Consider the following 17,220-nt stretch of genomic DNA (forward strand, 5'->3'; position numbering starts at 1 on the left):
GTCCTTCATTTCTTTTTCTAGATTTTCTAATAGTTTACCCTTTTCTTCTTTAGTTAAGACTTTTCCACTTGTTAATTGCTGCGCATAAGTAGTTTCTTCTTCTGCAACCTTTGTTGCACGTATAGCCTCTCCGACTTTTTTCTGGATGGTTTTCGGAGTAATACCATGCTTTTCATTGTACTCCATCTGAATTGTTCGACGACGCTTCGTTTCGTCTATTGCCTTGCGCATGGAATCAGTCATTTTATCCGCATACATAATTACCTGACCATTCGCATTCCTCGCAGCACGGCCGATTATTTGGATTAACGATCTCTCCGATCTTAGGAAGCCTTCCTTATCTGCATCTAATATTGCTACTAAGGATACCTCTGGAATATCCAGACCCTCTCTTAAGAGGTTAATCCCGATAAGAACGTCATAGGTACCTAATCTCAGTTCTCGAATTATTTCGATACGTTCTAGTGTTTTTATCTCTGAATGCAAGTATTGCACCTTTATCCCAATTTCCTTTAAGTAGTCAGTCAGATCCTCAGACATTTTTTTCGTAAGAGTCGTGATTAGTACTCGTTCATTCTTTTTCGTACGCTCATATATTTCATTTATTAAATCATCGATTTGGCCTTCTATCGGCTTCACGGTAATTACAGGATCAAGCAGCCCTGTCGGACGAATAATCTGCTCTACCATTTCAGGAGTATGCTCTAGCTCATATGGACCTGGAGTAGCAGACACATAGACTGCTTGGTGAATATGACGTTCAAACTCTTCAAATGTCAATGGGCGGTTATCAAGCGCCGATGGCAAACGGAAGCCATGGTTTACTAACACAGACTTTCTCGCCTGGTCACCATTATACATTCCTCTTACCTGCGGTAGCGAAACGTGACTCTCATCGACAACGAGTAAAAAGTCCTCTGGAAAGTAATCCAGCAGTGTATATGGGGTAGCCCCTGCTTCTCTCAGCGTTAAATGTCTAGAATAGTTTTCAATTCCAGAGCAAAAACCCATCTCTTGCATCATTTCCAAGTCGTATCTTGTCCGCTGTTCTAATCGCTGAGCCTCTAAAAGCTTATCTTCACTTCTTAAGTAAGCCAGCTGTTCCTCCAGCTCTTTTTCGATATTTTGAATAGCGATTTTCATCTTATCTTCTCTTGTCACGAAGTGAGATGCAGGGAAAATAGCCACATGATCTCTTTCTCCTATAATTTCTCCGGTTAAGGCATCCACTTCTCGAATCCGATCGATTTCATCTCCAAAGAACTCTACTCGAAGACACCTCTCGTCTCTCGAAGCTGGAAAAATTTCCACTACATCGCCTCTAACACGGAAGGTACCACGAGTAAAATTAATATCGTTTCGTTCATATTGAATGTCTACCAGCTTACGTAACAGCTGGTTTCGCTCAATTTCCATACCTGTTCTAAGAGAAACAAGCATTTCTCTATATTCCTCTGGATTCCCTAAACCATAGATACAGGACACAGACGCTATGATGATAACGTCCTTTCTTTCAAATAAAGAAGAAGTTGCCGAATGTCGCAGCTTATCAATTTCTTCATTCACGCTAGAATCCTTTTCTATATATGTATCGGTTTGTGGAACATAGGCCTCTGGTTGAAAGTAGTCATAGTAGCTGACAAAATATTCAACTGCGTTATTCGGAAAAAATTCTTTAAACTCGCTATAAAGCTGTCCTGCAAGTGTTTTATTGTGAGCCATCACAAGTGTTGGCTTATTTATTTGTTGAATCACATTAGAAATCGTAAAGGTTTTACCAGTACCTGTAGCACCAAGTAGGGTCTGATGCTTCTTCCCTTCCTCTATACCTGCTACTAGCTGTTTAATCGCCTCTATTTGATCTCCCGCCGGTTTATACGGAGCCTGTAAATCGAATAGTTGATCCATTAGTTAGCCTCCCATATCTGAATATTTTTAGTGTATCATATTCCCTTTTTGAAGACGAATAAAACGAACGTATGTTTTTAAAATAATTATTTTGAGTATTTTGGAGAGCTTGGCGGGGTGTTGGAGTTACGTGCGAAGCTGGTTCGGTTTGAGTGGAGCTTTTGATTTGAGGTTGGATTTTGCGATTGGAAGATTGCTTCTTGCTGTTTGGATAGGGGATCTTCCGATTTGGAGAGGATATTTTGCGATTACCAGTTGGATCTTGCGATTAAGAGAGGGTATTTTGCGATTAACCCGTTGGAGCTTGCGATTGCACAATTGGACATTCTATAGCTGTTAATTCCAAGTGAACCGCCAATAATTATCCTAATATTTCCAGCATTCTTCCATTACGTGCGATTGGCTCCGAGTTACTTGCGATTGGCTCCGAGTTACTTGCGGTCGCCAGCGTGTTACTTGCGGAGCGAAATTGGTTTCTTGCGGTATTGGCAGCAATACTTGCGATTTGGAGCTGTTTACTTATCGTAAGGGCTTCTTTCTGGTTCTCCTCAGTGATCTGTAAGACTCTGAATGAGAGTAAAATTTACTGAACGAGAGTAAAAGTCACTCGAACGAGAGTAAACTCCTCGAATGAGAGTAAATCGCTCCTATCCGGGAGTAAACTCTGGCTGAGTGAGAGTATTCTCCTCCTGAACGAGAGTAATTCCTATGTGAATGAGAGTAACCCCATTAGCCTAAAATAAACAATCTTATAATCAAATGGTGGGATGGCAATAAAACATATAGCTGGTTATCTTAAAGTGGGATGGGCTGATACGAATAGAATTAAAGATTAATTTAGAAACATACAACAGAAGGATTAGGGGGGGTGCTCGATCAAGGAGCTTTCTACAATTTATCCCTTGTCGTGAAGAAAGAATTTTTTTAGAAAAGAACAAAACGAGTAAGCCTGTAGGGAGAAAAATCTATGCGATTGGCAAGATTTTTCTATTCCTAGTATTCTTCCATTCAAAAAAAGACTGCAGCATCCGTGCTGCAGTCTTTTCTATAAATCTATCTTGTTGTTGCTTCTTTGGCTAAAAATAATCCAATCGATTTGTTTTGCTTCCAGATCGCATCCCACCTGAATAATGGTACCGGTCTTTCTCCCACTGCCGGCGAGATTTCTAAAGTAATCCCTGGATTTTTTGTTTCTTGAATAAACCAATCTGCCGATGAGCCAGAGCCCGGTAAATTTTGTGGTGGAAGTACTCGGTAGCCTGTAATGTTGGATAGCTTTGTTGCAAGTCCTCTATCCCTTTTTAAGCGTGTGGAATTCTGATAGTTGAACCAATACATAACCTGACCTGAGGAATGGTAGGAGATATATGTTTTAAAGTTATGTTTTTTGACAAAGTCTCTTAGTGCTCTAGATTCAGGCTCGCTAAATACTCGGAAGCCCTTATACGCCATGTAAGCCGGCTTTTTATTTCCACCTCGAATGGTCTCCCATTTGGATGCAAAGTTATCGTTTAAATCTACGCCACGGATATTTGCCTTCCATCTATTAAAGTTCGTGCTTCCATTTATTTGAGTGGCTAGCTTTCCAAACCTTAATGATTTAGGACCACTTTGTACCAGGGTAACTCCATCTGGATTCATCATAGGCACAAACCAGATAGATGTTTGATTTAATACACTATGAACATTGTAGCCACTGTAGTTCGATTTTTTCTTGTAATGAAGGGTATAGGTATCAATCATTTCTGCTAATAGATTGGTAGTCATGTGTTCCCTAGCATGCATCGCGCCGTCTATCAATACTTCTCTTTTTCCATTTCCCACTCGTAGAGCGTGTATTTCTTTCCCTTCAATGGATTTACCAATAACCTCTAACTTTGTAAAGTTTGGATACAAAGCGGCTATCACTTGAAGAAAATAGGACAGTTCGTCATGCTTTAATACTTTTTTCGGCTGGAGTAAGTTGCTGTGTACTAGTTGACCCATCGGAATACGCGCATCCTTCCCTAGAAAAGATATGATTCCCTTCCCTTTACTAAGACCTAAGAGCTTAATAGACGAGTTTGCCTTTAGACTCCCTATTTGTCTATTATTCTTGTCAAATATCGCTACTTCTTTAGGATTAGTTAAGCTCATCGGATATTTTGCTTTTCTCTGTTGGGAAGCTATGGGTGCTTGAGAAGTAGGTGCCGTTCCTTTAGTAGGGACGTAAAACACTCCTTTTCCTTCCTCGACTATGTGATAGCCTGTCATGGACTTGGTCCTATTCATAACAGCTCCTTGATGAAGAGTACCCCTTTGAATAAATTCTCCTTTATGTACAACGTAGTATGGAACAGAGTTATCTACTACCTTGAATGTTTTCGCTTGCTTGTCGAAAATGCTTGTTGCTTCCTGTGTATGTATGTAGCCCGTTGTCCCATTAGATGTCACTTCGTAAAATCCTTGTTTCATTCCTGTAGTCTTGTAAAGTTGCTTTCCTGTGCCTTCTAATAGAATGGTAGAATTTTTGTTTGGCTCCGAGTAAACGACATACCCATCTGCAGTTTCAATATCCCATGTACTTTCTGCTTGTACCACCATTGGCAGCAACCAAATAAACATGATGAAGGATAACTTAGTCAAGTACTTCACTGAATCTCCCCTTTTCCATTGTTTGGATAAACAATAAATTTAAATCCAATTAATTACAATTTGGTAGTCAAAAAAAATTGCCGCTGGTTAAGCGGCTGGTTAACTCTTTAAATGGATCAACAAATTTGTAAAATGAGTAAATGCTTCCTTGTCCTTTCGATCTAACGCCTCATCGATCAGCTTAAGTAACCTGCTACTGCTTTGTTCTCGGTGGACAATGTTCAAAAACATATCAAGATAAATTTCATTTAACAATTTTTCGGAAGAATTTGCTTTACCAGTTTGCCCAACTGCTTTCATAAAATCTGTATATGAATAATGTTTGTCCATTTCCATCACCCCGATGCCTTTTTTCCATTATATAAAAGGAGAAAGAAGGTTGCAATCATTTTAAGAAAATTTAGATTATATAGTAAATACGAAACTTTTAGAATAATAGATATTTTTTATTGATTTATTTCCATAATTAACTATAATTAAATTATAAAATTACTAAGGGGGAAAATAATTGACAAATATGATGGAAAATAAATCCTTTCTAGTTACTTTTGAAACAGCAGTATTAGAACCGAAAATAATAAATAACAAGGTTTTTACACAAGTCACTAATTTTTCAGGGGATTCCTTCCATGTAGGGAAAAAGCCTTATGACGTGGTTCGTCATTCTTGTGCGTTTTATGGCACACCTTTTACAAACTCTGTTCAATTATCAAAAGACATTATCGGAAACTTCTTAAAGCTACCAATCGTAATCGCCCATGATTATGGCTATCCTTGCATTTTTATACCTATGCTATCTCCTAAATCAGATTTAAACTTTTGGTTTTCCCTGAACGCAATTGAATCCTACACTTCTACTGAAAAAGGTTGTATGATTACTTTGCCTAACGGTAATACGGTGCAAGTGCCGGTATCTGTGAACACAGTAAGCAGACAGGTCGCTTATGCAAACATGTTGAATAACCACTTTCTTAAACGAATGAGCCATCTATTAAATACCCACTATATAACACCTAGAAACCCTCACCATCCAAGATTTATTCGTTAACTGGCTGTAGTTAAATAAATGCTCAAAAGCTCTTCTACACGGTTGCGGAGCCGCACATTTAAATAACGACGATGTTCTTCATAACCTCCATGAAAAAAAACATACTCAGTGAACATATCATCTCCCTCTCCGCGTAACACTTTCATACTATGTCTATTCATGTATAAATGTGTTTCTTTCAATTCCTTTTGTACAAGTTTAACTGCTCTTTCTACTAATGTTATGTACGGCTTCTTCAGTTTAAAGGGAGCCTGATCAAAGATCATACGATCTTTTTCTAAAATGGTCATGACCATAGGAAGATATATCATATTTTCAAAATAGTGCATTGCTTCCTCTGGAATTAATGGCATATATCTCACCTTCCTAAAACAGAACATTTGTTCTTACGATTGTACACTTTTTTATAAAAAATGCAATAAACATAAGATGAGAATATTTGAGTTAAATATACACATATTCGTTGTATTGTTTAGGGAGTTAGATTGCATATGGCACGAGGAATGACTTATTAGATACAAGAGGAAATAAGAAAGCAATTATGATTCTTATCAAGATGAAGAATCATAATTGCTTTTCACTTGTTTTGTCCCGGCCTCCTAGGTAGGAATGAATTTTAAAACTCCGCGACAATATCGGCCGACCACTTTCGTGCTTCAATGTAGTAACGATTTAGGGTAGAGAAATCGATATCTAATGTATTTATCCCTTTCCCTATTTCCTCCCATTTAACCTCATCATAAGCAATAGCAAGGTTCAGATAATCTGTCATTTCTGTTGCGACTCCAGATAATGTGGCAGTTACTTCATCCGAAAGTGGTAGTTCCTTAAGCAATTGATGAATATTACGTTGAAGAAGCGTATCAATTAAAGAGAACATACCAAGCAAAAAGTATTCTGATGGGTTAGGGCATCTGTTCCTTTTGGCTAATTGCTCACAGAATTTTGCACGGAACAGGGAAGCTTCAATAATCGCATCATTTTCTTTATGTGCTCGAGCCTCTCGTAGCAGGAGAACGTGAATCCAATGGTTTAACTCCTCTAGGCCAAGCAATAATACACCATGTTTAATCGACCTGACCTTCGATTTGGTACGTACTGCAGGGGAGTTGATCATTTTTAATACTTTAAATGTCAGCGATAAATCCCGTTCAATTTCTTGCACAATATCATCAATATGGACACTTTCATCTCGAAGCATACTTATTAGCCGCACATATATCATCATATTGTGAGGAATTTCAGCAGCCTTAACTATTTCCGGCTTTGCAAAAAAGTAGCCTTGAAACAGGCTATAGCCAGATGTCTTCGCCTCATAAAATTGTGCACGGGTTTCGACTTTTTCTGCTAGTAAAATGACATGGGGATACTCCCTTTTTATCAGATATTCTAACTCTCTTCGTTCTTGTGTTGGAGTGGAGAGAAAATCTACCTTTATAAAATTTACTAGCTTAAATAGCTCATGATAGTTTTCTTTGTTCTGTGTAAACATAAAGTCATCAAGCGCGATTAAAAAACCAAGTGCTTTGATTTGACGTATTTTTTCTAACAAAACTGGGGTGAACTTAATACTTTCTAGTATTTCTACGACAATCCTCTTAGGTGGCAGCTTCTTTAATACTTCTTTTTCTAGAAGGTTCTCTGTAAAATTTATAAAACAGAGCTTGTCTCCTGCGAGCTCATTAATTCCTATGGTTAAAAAAGAATGAGTTAGCACATCTAAAGTAGCAGTATCTCCGTCTATATTGGGAAATGTGTTGTCTATATTGTTTCGATATAGTAGCTCAAAGCCAAAAATAGATTCAACTTTTGTAAAAATTGGCTGTCGAGCAATAAAAATTTCCATACTAAGACCTCTTATCAAAAGATTTATTACACTGATTGTACCAAATCAGATAACGAAAATCGACCTAATTTTACCTCAGATGACAGAATAATCATGAAATGATATGGTTATTCATATAAAACGTACAAGGGGGATGTATGTATGGAGACAATTAAATATGAGCAACAGGGAAATATGGCTTATGTTACCTTAAACAGACCAAACGCTTTAAATGCCTTTAACTACGACATGTTAAAGGAGCTGGATGAAATCACAGAATCAATCCGTATTAACCCAGACATTCGAGTGGTAATCTTCACAGGGGCTGGTGACAAGTCCTTCAGTGTTGGCGCAGATCTGAAGGAAAGAAAAACGCTAACTGAACAGCGAGTAAAGCGCAACATTTATAAAATAGGGGAAGTTTTCTCCAAAATAGAAAATTTACCTCAGCCTACTATTGCCATGTTAAACGGCTATGCATTTGGTGGAGGAACAGAGCTTGCATTGGCATGTGACTTTCGTATAGCTGCTGACGACATACTTTTAGGTCTAACCGAGACAAGCCTAGCCATCATACCTGGCGCTGGAGGTACACAAAGACTACCACGGCTGATTGGGGAAGCAAAGGCTTTGGAGCTCATCTTAACAGCTAAAAGAATAAAAGCAGATGAGGCTCTCGCATATGGGCTAGTAACTAAGGTTGCAAGCCGCGAAAATCTTAAAGAAGAGACGGAAAGCTTCGCTGCCCTGATGCTGGCAAATGGGCCAATAGCACTTCAACAAGCAAAATTCGCTGTAAAGCACGGCATGAACGTAGATTTACAAACTGGACTAAGCATTGAAAGAAAAGCTTACGAAATAACTATCCCAACCGAGGATAGAGTAGAGGCTCTGAACGCATTTGCAGAAAAAAGGAAGCCGATTTTTAAAGGGAAATAAATAATTTTACTTAAAAGCATCTAGTAATCTAGATGCTTTTTTTACATTTTAAGGAAACCTTTTCCCGGTAAAAGATGTCAAATATAAAAAGATAGGAAAGGAGAGAATACATGAAAAAGTCTCTATGGCCTATTGCTATCGTCTATCTTCTTCTATTTACACTTTCCCTCTCTATTTTTCAAAAACAGCACGCCACAACGGCTGTGGAGGATCATGCACATCTCTTACCAGTTAAAATGAAGACAATTAAATCAAGCCAACAGGAAGATGATTTAAAAGAAATTATACTAGATGCAAATAAAGAGAATGAAAAGATCTCTATTGCTGGAATGCAATATAGCCAAGGCGGTCAGACCCTCTATCCGAACGGAATTTTATTAGACATGAAACCTTATAATAAAATCTTAAATTTGGACGAAAAAAATAAAACAATCACTGTGCAAAGCGGAGTGACTTGGGAGGATATCCAATCTTATATTAATCCGTATGGTCTCTCCCTTCGTGTCAGCCAGTCTCAAAATATTTTTACCGTAGGAGGTTCGTTAAGCGTGAATGTACACGGAAGGAATATCGCTTACACTTCTTTAATTGAAACGGTAGAATCCTTTCGTTTGTTAAACGCACACGGGGAAATCATAAACGTCAGCAGAGAAGAAAATGCCGAGCTTTTTTCTCTAGTAATTGGTGGTTATGGTCTCTTTGGCGTCATTTTAGATGTCACACTCCATCTGACTGACGACGAACTCTATCAAATTCGAACGACTACCCTAACCTCCGATCAATATAGTGACTTTTTTAAAGAAGAGGTATTGGCTAATGGGCAGGTACAAATGCATTTAGCACGTCTATCCGTGGCACCAGATACTTTTTTGAAAGAAATGTATACAACAGATTATTTGATAGGCAAAGATCAGACAGCGCTTTCCAAACACAGCAAGCTAAAAAGAGAATCATATGTTGCGATTCCTAAATTCTTTTTGGGACTTTCTCGATTGAACGGTTGGGGGAAGAATTTCATGTGGGATACACAAGAGGCTTATAACAAGGAACTGGACGGTTCTTATATTTCACGTAATAATGTCATGCGCTCTGAATCTGATTTTATGAATTATGAGCATGGACAAAAAACAGAAGTGTTACAGGAATATTTTGTACCAGTAGATGAGTTTGCTTCTTACGTTGATGATTTAAGGGGGCTTTTAGAGGAAGAAGAACTAAATCTAGTAAACATAACGGTTAGATATGTAAAAAAGGATGAGGAAGCTGTAATGGCTTATGCCAAGGAAGATATGTTTGCACTTGTTCTATTAATCAATCAAAAGATGACGGATAAGGATTTGGCAAACACCGAAAAAGTCATTCAGCAAATGGTAGACATCACTTTAGCGCATAATGGCAGCTACTATTTACCCTATTATCATTTTCCAACAAGAGAACAATTAGAGAAGGCCTATCCTCGTACGGATGAGTTCTTTAAGATGAAGGATAAATATGACCCAGAGCATCGCTTTTTAAATCTATTTTATGAGGAGTATCATAAATGACTTATCGCAAATTTATTGTCTATCAGGGTGTTGTAGGAATGGCCTCTAGCATGATTTTCCCATTTTATGTTCTACTTTTAAATAATGTAGGAAGAAGCTATGCACAGTTTGGCTGGGCATATGGCTTGTTTGCCTTGACGGCAGCACTAAGCTATCCGCTTATCGGAAAGTACGCAGACCTGGTCGGCGATCGAACGCTACTTGTCATTTACTCTTGGGGAATGACTTTACTCCTCCTTCTGTTCCCCCTCGCTTATGAGGTGTGGCACGTCTATATCCTACAGGTAGCCATGGGTCTTTTGGGAGCTGTACAAAAAAATTCAGAAAAAACGGTTTTAGCTCGAAGCGTACAAAAGGAATCGGCAGGTAGAGAAATCGGAAACTATCATATATGGACTTCCATCGCTGCGGCTGTTGCCGTAATTGGAACTGGATACTTGGTTGATTTCTTAACGATTGGGAGTATCTTTTATATAGCCTCCATTGCATATGCCTGGAGCGGAATTTATATGATGAAACAAAAGAAATGGGAAAAGGCACCTGGTTAGTGCCTTTTTTTGTATGGAGTAAATTTAATCTCCATTCTTTTAAAAAATGAAACGAAAGGAAACGTCCTTACGTCTATTGGTTAACTGGGAAGGGAGATGTTGCATTGAGTGATTCAGCTAAATCGGTTGTCGCACTAGAACAAGTGATGGATGAGCATGGGGAGTATTTACTTCGTCTTGCCTATTTATATATTAAAGATTTAGGAGCCGCTGAGGATATTGTCCAAGAAGTATTTTGGAAATACTATCGTAGTTCCTACCAATTTGAACATAGTTCTTCGATAAAAACATATTTATGCAAGATGACAATCAATCGTTGCCATGATTACTTGCGTAGCTGGAAGAATCGGAAATCAAATTTTACACATGCCTTCCTTGAACTGTTAGCATCTAACAAAACTCCGGAATGCGACTTATTAGTAGCTGATGAGAGAAGCAGCCTTATGAATGAAATACTTTCTTTATCAATTAAATATCGCGAAGTGCTATTGCTTTATTATTATGAAGAACTTTCTGTAATAGAAATAAGTACACTCTTAGATATAAGTGAAAATACCATCAAAACAAGATTATTCCGAGCCAGAAACCTCTTAAAGAAACGACTTAGTTTGCGAGAATGGGAGGCTGCGAATATTGAGTGATATAAAGAAAGAAGTGGAACAGTTCCTGGGCAACCAACCTCTCTTTACGAGAGATATGAAAAAAAGAATGGTACAAGAGATTACATCGAAAGAAAAGAAGAAAAACTTAAATCTTCTTTTACCTAGTCTTACCCTACTCTTTGTATGTATAACAGCTATTTTAACATTCACTATTATCAAGCCAAGTGATTCATCTCCTAGTACATCTACTCCTGAGCCGACTCCAACAATAGACGAACCTGTTGTTATGCCTAGTGAAACATATGAGGAGGAAGAAATCTTTTCATTAATACAAGATGAAGAAGCTGAGATGCTAAAGCAAGAGCTGGAACGGTTAAGCCATCGTTATTTTCTTTGCTCTAACTGTCATAGTGTAGAAGAAAACTTTATCTCCAATACTACTATCGATTGGGATTCACACCGTAACTTGTATATAGAATTTCCAGATGGCTATCGATACGAAGAAAATAAATGGAACTATATATTCAATGTTTATTTTTCTGAATTAATCAACTATGGATTTACGGATAAGGGAAAAGAAACATATCAATTAGTTTTCCATGCTATTACAAAAGAGAACGACGCATTTAATATCCAGCTTTAATTTCAAAAAGAAAAAGACAAATGGCTGATTTCTCATTTAAAGGATCAAAAAATAAAACCCAAGGTAATTTTAGAGGAAACAGAAAGAAATCAAAGAATAGATTATTCTCGCACCGCTGGAATGTATTTTATCTTAGAGCAGCATGGAGAGAGAATGCCTAAGCTAGAAAATGATTTAAACGAATTGTTAGAAGGAAAAATAGCTTACTTTGGTTTTGAAAATATGCTAAAGGGTGCAGCTATTAATGAGGATGGAGTAGTTGTAGTTGAATTTGAGGATTTGCGAGGTATTGTTGGTGCCATGACAACAAATGAAAGTAGGCTCTTTTATGATGCTCTGGGAGAAGTTATTCGCAAGTATCCTGAAATCAAAGAAGTGTATTTCACACTAAATGGCAGCTTTACGGCTTGGACATATTGGCTTGAAGGTACATTTGAACCTATTAGAATAGAAGGTCATAACTAATCGTAAGGAGTTCTTCCAAAAGAAGAGCTCCTTCAACATTTTTACAACTTTATATCACAATATTGTATGTGACCCAGGGACACATACAACTCCACAGAATTGTGTCTGACCCAGGGTCACACACAATCTCACACAGGGACAGACACAATTCTTTTTCCCATGATGACATATTCTTTTTCGCCGAATGGGATGAATGGTTCTTTTATGATTTCCCAGCCCATTTTTGTGTATAGGTGACGGGCGGGAATATTGTCAGTTTGGGTAGTTAGGATGGCTGTTTTATAATCGCCTTCTTGAAGCAATTGTTGCATCAGCTTTTCTCCGAGCCCTGCTCTCCTCTGTGCTGGATGTACTACAAGCTCCACCACCTCGAAACAATGCTCCAACCATGCCTCTATTTCGACAGTATTAAGAGCCTTTTCTATTAATCCACGGTAGAATTGACCCTTTGTAGAGATATAGCCATATACAAAGCCAACTAACTTTCCGCTATTATCAAGCTCTGTTATTAATCGAAAGCCATCATAGGTCGCATGCTTCTTTATTCTTTCTTCGATATCTTGATCCCATATTAATTTATATAAAACCGTTATCTCTTCTATTAAAGCAGCCTTCATGTCTATTTCTCCTTTACGCATTGCATGACTGTGTCGCCAAAGCTACGGATGCTCGCTAAAAAGTCAAAGTCCTCTGGTGAGCCGAAGCTATTAAACATACGAACGGCTACGATATTTTCCTCTGGGATGACTAGAACTGCTGGACCCGTGAAGCCAAGAATTTGAAAGGAGCCTCTTGGAACTAACTCTCCTATTTCATTTTTCTTAGCAGGAAGATCCTTTACAAACCATAGAAAGCCGTGCTGTGGAAGATTTAGATCAATCATTGAAGGACTCTGGAGTGTTCTGGCTAGCTCTAAGATGTCTTTATTCACAAGCTGTTTCCCGTTTAGATAACCTTCCTTCAAGTAAATGTAGCCCCAAAACGCTAACTCTCTTGCAGAGACATACATATTCACCTGATCCCCCTCTGCGCTTGTAGAGGAAAACCTATTGGACTCTCCATCCTCCTTGATTACGTCTGCTAATCTTTCATTTGATTCTATATACCAGCCACTTTGCTTAAAGCCTAATGGTTTGAAGACCTCTTCTTCCAAAATCTCAGCTACACTTTTCCCGGTTGTTTGCTTCACTAACTGAGTTAGAAGCTTAATATTGATTTGCCTATACGCCCAGCTCGTCCCTGGTGCGAATTCTCTTACTACCACTCCCTCCCTCTCTGTTAATCCATGCGAATGTGTAAGAAGATGGCGAATGGTTGTGCCTTTAAAGATCTCCTGATTTAGTCCAGCTATATACTTTGTTATCTCGTCATCAATCGATTCTATGTGGTGATAATATACTGCATAGGCTACAGCGAAACCGATATAGCTTTTTCTCACGGATGCAACGTGGAATTGCGTATCCTCTTGGACCGCCCTGGCGTCTATATGGGTAGACTGCTTTCCCCAATATGTTTCGGTGACAATTTCATCATTATGTATAATAACCACCGCTGCTCCTGTTCCATAAAGAGATTGATACGTTTGAAAGACGTGATCTTCTACTGGTTTAAAACAATTCTGTAGTTTTTTAGAAATCAACCGAATTACCCCTTTCTATCCTATAGTATTCTTCATTTTCATTAATTTTCCTTTTAAATATGATAAGCTAAATGACGAGGTGACAAATATGAAAACTAATCCCATTTATGTAGAAATTAACATAGAAGCACCGATGGATGAACTATGGGAAGCCACACAAAATCCCTCCTTACATGAGCAATGGGATATTCGGTTTTCCTCCATTACCTACTTACCGAAAAAAGAAAATGAAGCCCAATTATTTGAATATAGAACTGATGTGATCCCTGGATATAGTGTTGCGGGATGGGGGAAAAGTGTAGGCTCCCTCCATGCAAAGGACGGCTCTCGGACAAGCTCTCTACATTTTGGGACGAATCAAAAGCTATCTCCTATTCGAGAAGGAAAAGGATATTGGAAGTACATCCCCAAAGAAGACAGCATACAATTTCTAACTCAATACGATTATCAGTCTAACTTTGGAACTCTTGGAAGAATAGTAGACAAGCTCCTATTTCGGTCTGGAATCGGATGGGGAACGGCTCTCAGCTTTGATGTGCTCAAAAGGTGGCTCGAAAAAAAGGAATCGCCCAAAGCCCAATTCACTCGCTTTTTTCTCTATTGGAGCATTGTCGCCCTATTTTCTATTGTCTGGGTATACCATGGTCTTATCCCTAAAATCATTTGGAATCATCCAGAAGAGTTGCGGATGCTCAGCAACGTCATTCCTAGCGAAAACGCAATGACTCTTCTAACAATCATGGGTGCGCTTGAAATATTATTTGGTCTTGTTTGGCTATTTTATCAGAAGAAGAAGCATCTCTTCCTTCTGCAGCTGCTCCTCTTTCCTTTATTAACCTTATCAGCAATCCTTGCAGACCCTAATACATTCACGCATCCATTCAATCCATTTACCTTTAACCTTGCCTTGTTTGTGCTATCGATCATTGGGTACTTCATAGGTGATGATATCCCGACTGCCAAAAGCTGTAAGAGAAAGAGATAAGGAGTTATCGCTATGTCTATTTATGAAGAAATCTTAGGAGAAGCTTACGATCAATTACATCCAAAGCTACAAAAAAGATATGCCGGTCCTGTATTTAAAGGGAAGGGAACGATGTCTTATATAGGAGGCCGTCCCGCTATACTTAGACCGCTCTTTTCCTTAGGTACAAGATGGAATTTTTTATTTCCCGAGCAAGGAAGAGATATCCCCTTCCAGATTATCACTACAAATGTTCTTGGGCCTAATAAAGAAAAGCAGGTCTACTGGGAACGTGCCTTCTACTTCCCTAAAAAGACGAGATATTTTAACGCTCTCATGAGTCTGGATATCAAGAGGGGGATTGTGAAGGACTATTTAGGCGATCCTAGTCTGTTTTATTCAGATTTGGTTTTTACAGTGACAGATAGTGGCGAGATGCTAATAAAATCTGATAAGCAACGCTTTCTGTTAGGTCATCTTGAAATCCCGTTACCGAAACTATTAAGAGGAAACGTAACGGTAAAAGAAGCCTATTTGGAGAATAAAGACAGATATTCGATTCATGTCCTCATTACCAATCCTTTGTTTGGAAAAATGTTTGAATACAAAGGAGAGTTTGTCGCAGATGAATAATACCTATAAAATTTTCCTGCTTTCTGCGTTATTTATAGCTAGTGCTGCTTTCACAGTTCATCCCTGGTACTTCTTAATGCTGACCATTGCGCAGCTTATTTATGTCCCTCTTGCCCTGCAGTTGGTTTGGAAGGAGAAAACAATCTATTTTATTAGCATTCCAGCATATCTATCTGTCTTTGTCCTACAAGTAATAGAGACTACTAGCTTCGACTGGCTGTTAGCAGGAATTTATTTGTTGTTTACCCTCACTGTCGCTTGGAAAGGTATACAGCGTTTCCTATCTAGAGGATTTTCCCATTTAGAAGAGTTTTCAATTGATATGGGAATGGTTTATTTAGCTATCGGCGGAATGTGGTTTTTTGCACATATTACTGAAATAGATACTGGTTTTTCTCTTATTCTCACTTGGCTAACTGCTATTCATTTTCATTATTCCTCGTTTTTATTGCCTATCTTTGTCGGGCTGCTGGGACGTATAGAGAAGCCAAGGGGATATCGCACCATTTCTGTCATTCTCTTGATCGCACCAATTTTTGTTGCTTTAGGAATTACCTTTTCCCCTTGGTTAGAGCTGCTGTCAGTCCTTTTGTATATTGTCGGCATATATGGGTTGATAGTACTTTGCTGGAGAATCAATTTCTCTAATAGGTGGGCCAAGGCGTTTGTGATGCTTTCCTTTCTAGCGATTGGCGTAACTATTCTCTTCTCACTGCTTTATGCACTTGGAAATGTATTTGGTTATTTCGGAGTTAGTATAGATTTTATGCTAAAGTTTCACGGATTTTTTAACTGTGTTATCTTCGGTCTTGTCGGCTTAGTTGGCTGGATGTTGTGGACCCCTGAACCTAGAAAAAGAAAAAGCTTTCCTATTAGTCATATTCGCGGTAAATGGACGATTGGTGAGAGGATATTAGGGGCTCATAAAGCTGATGGTCAATACAGCGGACTAGTAGATGATATGAATATGTATATTGATAAGAAGAAACTCGCTCAAACAATAAGTGATTTCTATGAGAACACAAGTAATTATCGTCTTTTCTCAAGCGTGCACTGGCATACCTGGTTCAAGCCGCTGGCAGCTATTTATCATCTTTTTAGCAAACGATTTCAGCAGTTGAATCTTCCTTTAACTAATGATGAATCAGAGATGACTGGGAGTATCGTGAGCGTAGAGGACGGTCGTGAGAAAACGAGAGCATGGGTGCGGAAAATAAAAGAAGATATCATCTTTGTTGCTCTGTATTCTTTTCACCGGACGGAAGAAAGGGTTTTTATGAATATTGCGCTTCCACTACCGCAAAGCACTATGATCGGTATATTAGAAGTAAGGACTGAGAAAGAGACGCTAATACTGACAAGTCAAGGGAAAGAGAATAGTGACGCTGGAATCTATCTGGCTTTTGGCAATAACCTATTTAAGCTCCCAATCCACGAACGATTTGAGGTAAAGGAAATAAGCACAGGCAAGCTATCAGCCTTGCATCGCATGTGGATTTTCGGTATACCGTTTCTCACAATCACCTATCGGATCCAACAGAAGGAGCATTCAAGGATAACCAGGAGTGTATCTCAGCACCAGTGATTTACTGATCATAGAGGAGACAGCTTCTATGATAGATTAGTTGGCACAACACTGATATTAAGAAGACGGCTACTGCTCGATTCTAAGGGGGTAGTGCGCGGAAACATGGAGTTAGTGTGCGGTACGAGAGGGTTACTGCGCGAAACTCATAATCTATTGCGCGGTATAACTTTTGGAGAGAGGCTACTGCTCGATTTCGGGATGTTAGTGCGCGGAAAAGAGGCTCTAATGCTCGGAACGAGA

Annotated in this window: 17 protein-coding genes; 10 read left to right on the forward strand and 7 right to left on the reverse strand. The window is 38.7% G+C overall.

From position 1 onward, the window contains the following. The 3 genes from uvrB to AC1VU3_RS17295 all read right to left on the reverse strand — a co-directional run. Positions 1-1,908 (reverse strand): excinuclease ABC subunit UvrB (gene uvrB, locus AC1VU3_RS17285; RefSeq protein WP_482984154.1); only part of this gene is annotated, 1,908 nt, incomplete at its 3' end. 1,053 nt (positions 1,909-2,961) lie between these two features. After that, complete coding sequence (locus AC1VU3_RS17290; RefSeq protein ID WP_482984155.1) at positions 2,962-4,542, reverse strand: M14 family zinc carboxypeptidase; 1,581 nt, start codon at positions 4,540-4,542, stop codon at positions 2,962-2,964. 99 nt (positions 4,543-4,641) lie between these two features. Then, positions 4,642-4,872: an IDEAL domain-containing protein gene (locus tag AC1VU3_RS17295; RefSeq protein ID WP_480388586.1), complete on the reverse strand. Its 231-nt coding sequence runs from the start codon at positions 4,870-4,872 to the stop codon at positions 4,642-4,644. Between the two features lie 187 nt (positions 4,873-5,059). Here AC1VU3_RS17295 and AC1VU3_RS17300 point away from each other — a divergent pair, with 187 nt between their 5' ends. Further along, complete coding sequence (locus AC1VU3_RS17300; RefSeq protein ID WP_480388695.1) at positions 5,060-5,590, forward strand: competence protein ComK; 531 nt, start codon at positions 5,060-5,062, stop codon at positions 5,588-5,590. Here AC1VU3_RS17300 and AC1VU3_RS17305 read toward each other — a convergent pair. Together AC1VU3_RS17305 and AC1VU3_RS17310 are read right to left on the reverse strand one after the other, a co-directional pair. Then, positions 5,587-5,943, reverse strand: a complete 357-nt coding sequence (locus AC1VU3_RS17305) for a YhjD family protein (RefSeq protein ID WP_480388587.1) — start codon at positions 5,941-5,943, stop codon at positions 5,587-5,589. The genes AC1VU3_RS17300 and AC1VU3_RS17305 overlap by 4 nt on opposite strands. Before the next feature lie 263 nt (positions 5,944-6,206). After that, a complete protein-coding gene (locus AC1VU3_RS17310; protein WP_482984156.1) occupies positions 6,207-7,436 on the reverse strand; it encodes an EAL and HDOD domain-containing protein in 1,230 nt (409 codons plus the stop codon). A 141-nt stretch (positions 7,437-7,577) separates the two neighbouring features. On the opposite strand from AC1VU3_RS17310, the gene AC1VU3_RS17315 reads away from it, so the two are divergent. From AC1VU3_RS17315 to AC1VU3_RS17340, 6 genes are all read left to right on the forward strand, one after another. Next, complete coding sequence (locus tag AC1VU3_RS17315; RefSeq protein WP_482984157.1) at positions 7,578-8,354, forward strand: enoyl-CoA hydratase-related protein; 777 nt, start codon at positions 7,578-7,580, stop codon at positions 8,352-8,354. A gap of 110 nt (positions 8,355-8,464) precedes the next feature. Beyond that, positions 8,465-9,898: an FAD-binding protein gene (locus tag AC1VU3_RS17320; protein ID WP_482984158.1), complete on the forward strand. Its 1,434-nt coding sequence runs from the start codon at positions 8,465-8,467 to the stop codon at positions 9,896-9,898. Next, positions 9,895-10,446, forward strand: coding sequence for an MFS transporter (locus AC1VU3_RS17325; protein ID WP_480388591.1), 552 nt, complete (start codon positions 9,895-9,897; stop codon positions 10,444-10,446). The genes AC1VU3_RS17320 and AC1VU3_RS17325 overlap by 4 nt, the downstream gene beginning before the upstream one ends. Positions 10,447-10,550: 104 nt before the next feature. Then, a complete protein-coding gene (locus tag AC1VU3_RS17330; RefSeq protein WP_482984159.1) occupies positions 10,551-11,087 on the forward strand; it encodes a sigma-70 family RNA polymerase sigma factor in 537 nt (178 codons plus the stop codon). Beyond that, positions 11,080-11,691: a hypothetical protein gene (locus AC1VU3_RS17335; protein ID WP_482984160.1), complete on the forward strand. Its 612-nt coding sequence runs from the start codon at positions 11,080-11,082 to the stop codon at positions 11,689-11,691. The genes AC1VU3_RS17330 and AC1VU3_RS17335 overlap by 8 nt, the downstream gene beginning before the upstream one ends. 153 nt (positions 11,692-11,844) lie before the next feature. Continuing rightward, entirely contained in the window at positions 11,845-12,156 is a 312-nt protein-coding gene (locus tag AC1VU3_RS17340; RefSeq protein ID WP_482984161.1) for a hypothetical protein, read from the forward strand. Positions 12,157-12,284: 128 nt separating this feature from the next. Here the strand turns inward: AC1VU3_RS17340 and AC1VU3_RS17345 are convergent, their stop codons facing one another. Together AC1VU3_RS17345 and AC1VU3_RS17350 are read right to left on the reverse strand one after the other, a co-directional pair. Then, entirely contained in the window at positions 12,285-12,773 is a 489-nt protein-coding gene (locus tag AC1VU3_RS17345; protein ID WP_482984162.1) for a GNAT family N-acetyltransferase, read from the reverse strand. A 2-nt stretch (positions 12,774-12,775) separates the two neighbouring features. Further along, positions 12,776-13,795 carry a serine hydrolase domain-containing protein gene (locus tag AC1VU3_RS17350; RefSeq protein ID WP_480388595.1) on the reverse strand — a complete coding sequence of 340 codons (1,020 nt, stop codon included), beginning with the start codon at positions 13,793-13,795 and terminating at the stop codon, positions 12,776-12,778. An 88-nt stretch (positions 13,796-13,883) separates the two neighbouring features. On the opposite strand from AC1VU3_RS17350, the gene AC1VU3_RS17355 reads away from it, so the two are divergent. The 3 genes from AC1VU3_RS17355 to AC1VU3_RS17365 are packed head-to-tail and all read left to right on the forward strand — an operon-like array spanning position 13,884 to position 16,977. Next, a complete protein-coding gene (locus tag AC1VU3_RS17355; protein WP_482984163.1) occupies positions 13,884-14,780 on the forward strand; it encodes a DoxX-like family protein in 897 nt (298 codons plus the stop codon). Positions 14,781-14,792: 12 nt separating this feature from the next. After that, complete coding sequence (locus AC1VU3_RS17360) at positions 14,793-15,392, forward strand: DUF4166 domain-containing protein (RefSeq protein WP_482984164.1); 600 nt, start codon at positions 14,793-14,795, stop codon at positions 15,390-15,392. After that, positions 15,385-16,977, forward strand: a complete 1,593-nt coding sequence (locus AC1VU3_RS17365) for a YndJ family protein (RefSeq protein ID WP_482984165.1) — start codon at positions 15,385-15,387, stop codon at positions 16,975-16,977. The genes AC1VU3_RS17360 and AC1VU3_RS17365 overlap by 8 nt, the downstream gene beginning before the upstream one ends. Positions 16,978-17,220 lie beyond the last annotated feature (243 nt).

The sequence above is a fragment of the Psychrobacillus sp. Z16_25 genome (genome assembly GCF_056856695.1).